A 2,676-nucleotide genomic window follows, 5' to 3' on the forward strand; every position below is an offset into this window, starting at 1 on the left:
TCCCAAAGGTCTTGGAGTGAATACTTTTGCAAAACCAGGTTAGCCGCTTGACAAGCTTCTTGCCAAATCTCTTCCACAATGCTTGATTCTATGTTTTCAAGAGTTGTATTGTTGGTAGATGCATCAATTTCTACTCCCTCAATGGAAGTTAAAACATCTAAAACTGTAATTTTCCGAGGCTCACGTGCTAAAACATAACCACCTTTAGAACCACGTATGCTGTTAACTAAACCTCGGCATCTTAGTGTAGCTAGTAGCTGTTCTAAATAGCGATTTGGTATACTTCTTAGCTCTGCTATTTCTTTAATTTGCATTGAATCGCCATTGTGGTAGCAATCTACCAATGCCAACATCGCTAAAAGTGAGTATTCAGAACTATTTGATAGTTTCATCAGGCTAAATACTATAGGGAGCATCCACTTTTGGAAGATATACAAGTTCTGGGAAAATATAACAACAGATAAAATAGTGTGCATGACTCACCATGAACCAGGATAAACAAGAACGAATCAAAGCGTGCTTAGAAGAATTGGCCACATTGTTGTATGAAGAAGCAGACAAAAGTAAGCTGACAGACCTCGAAGGCATAGAAAAAACAGTGCGGAGTCAAATATTAGAACTAGTCAGCCCAGAAATAGCCCTTTTTTTATCGAACAGAAAACTGGAACAAAAGTAGGTAAAATTAGGAAAATCAAAAGTCTCGTAGGGGAATTAAAATTAAAAGCGAAACAGATACACAGACTGGGTTTAAAGCCAAGAAGTCGTTTAAGTCCATTACTTCAAAAGTGCTGTTTAAGGCTATCAGCTAATGTTTCATACCAAAAAGCAGAAATCGAGATTGAGGCATTAACAGGGGTGAAAGTTGGTCACACGACACAACAAAAACTAGTTCTCGAACAGGATTTTCAGCTACCCGTAGCAAAACAAGCTGTGTCAGAAGTGAGTGTGGATGGGGGAAAAGTCCGACTTAGGGGACAACCTCAAGCAGGCTGTCACTGGCGAGACTATAAAACTGTTCGTCTACAAGGGATTTACTATGGTGCGTTTTTTGATGACAACCAATCATTAGTTGATTATGTCAATAGCCAGTGTCTTGTTAATCCGTTAGTCTGCTTGGGTGATGGTCATGATGGTGTGTGGAATCTTGTCAAAGAGTTTGGTAAAAGTGAGAATTTTGAACGTTGGGAAATTTTAGATTGGTATCACCTCAAAGAAAATCTCTATAAAGTTGGCGGTTCTTTAAAGCGGCTAAAAGCTGCTGAAGCTCTGTTATGGCAAGGTCAGGTAGATAACACTCAAGCTTTATTTCTTCATTGCCGAGGTAAACAGGCGAAGAACTTCATTGCTTATCTAGAAAAACATCGCTCTCGTATTGTCAACTATGCCTATTACCAGGCTGAACAACTTTGTTCTATTGGTTCTGGAGCAGTTGAATCTGCTATTAAACAAATTGGTGCGAGGATTAAAATTTCTGGCGCACAGTGGAATGTTGATAGTGTTAATCACATCCTCTCTATTCGTTGTGCTTATCTCAATGGTCTATTAGCTATTTGAGTCTTTCTGCCAAAAGTGGATGCTCCCAATACTATATAAGTTTTTAAGGCTTTAATCTTATCTCAACTCTAAAATAATTAACTCATATTAGTTATTTTGATTTCTTCTCAAAATAATAAATAACAGTGATTGACAAAATTACCGTCTTGTTTATTTACTGTTGATCGCTCCGAATTGTGCAATTAGGGACTTCCAGCGAATAAAATATACAGACAGATAAAAATTACAAGGCATTTACAAGTAATAAAATGTCCAGATAATTCTCCTGCAAAGACGCGATCACTCCTTTATACATGAGAGCTTGTTCCATCACCTTAAGCCAGCAATATGAAAGCTGTGGAAAGGCGGTTGTTCTGAAGGCAACGGTAGGGAAGAGGTAATAGCCGAAGCGCTTAAACTTTTGGTTACGGAAATATTACTCAGCTAGTGCAGATACCACGTTAAGCTAATCGGCACTTAAGTTGCATAATAATAAAATGAAGCCTTTTAAAAGCAACCATGCCGCCCCTAGCCAAGAACTTTTTTCGGAACATCAAGCATAAAGGTAATTTCAGCTATATTGCAACTTAAATGCTGATTAGCTTACTGTGTTCCCTTGAAGGCTGGGGATTTCTACCACAGGTATATCGTCGGACAGGAGGTGATCGGGCGGTATTTGCCGGAACTCTGAGGTGGAGAAGTTAGATTAGTTACTCACCAAATGTCCACAATTTGTGGACAAAAGAAGGGTAATGGTTTAACTGATACTTAAGTTCCTGATAACTTACTTAGTACTTAATTTTACATTCGTCACACTACCAAGTCAATCACACCACAATCCAGTATTGATAAAGGTGCAATTGCCCAAATTATTGTCCTGACAACGGAACAGTCTAGAAATGAATCCTTGGGTACTGGCAATGACAGTATCCTTGCCGCAGTCAAATCTACTACTGAACAGAATGGCACTAAGAAAAGCTATAAGCTATGCAGGATAAGGACTACAGCTTTAAGGCTCACTCCCGCAGTAATGGCATAAGTCAGGCGATGGCGGATAGAAGGATGATGTACAATCTAAAAATTTTTTGGAGGTAGAAAAAGCTTACTCGTTCATGAAATACTTTCTTTGAGACGAGCAAGCAA

General features: G+C 38.8%; 2 protein-coding genes. One reads left to right on the forward strand and one right to left on the reverse strand.

Annotated features, from left to right (window positions below; translation table 11 throughout):
* Positions 1–392 (reverse strand): Rrf2 family transcriptional regulator (locus H6G26_RS40775; protein ID WP_190737725.1); only part of this gene is annotated, 392 nt, incomplete at its 3' end.
* 92 nt (positions 393–484) lie between these two features.
* On the opposite strand from H6G26_RS40775, the gene H6G26_RS40780 reads away from it, so the two are divergent.
* Positions 485–1,554, forward strand: a protein-coding gene (locus H6G26_RS40780; protein ID WP_190737727.1) for an ISKra4 family transposase whose coding sequence is annotated in 2 segments (ribosomal slippage) — positions 485–641 and positions 641–1,554 — 1,071 coding nt in all. Because the reading frame shifts where the segments join, the coding sequence is not laid out codon by codon here.
* The last annotated feature ends 1,122 nt before the right edge of the window (positions 1,555–2,676 follow it).

The sequence above is a fragment of the Nostoc sp. FACHB-888 genome (assembly GCF_014696655.1).
Lineage (GTDB): Bacteria > Cyanobacteriota > Cyanobacteriia > Cyanobacteriales > Nostocaceae > Nostoc.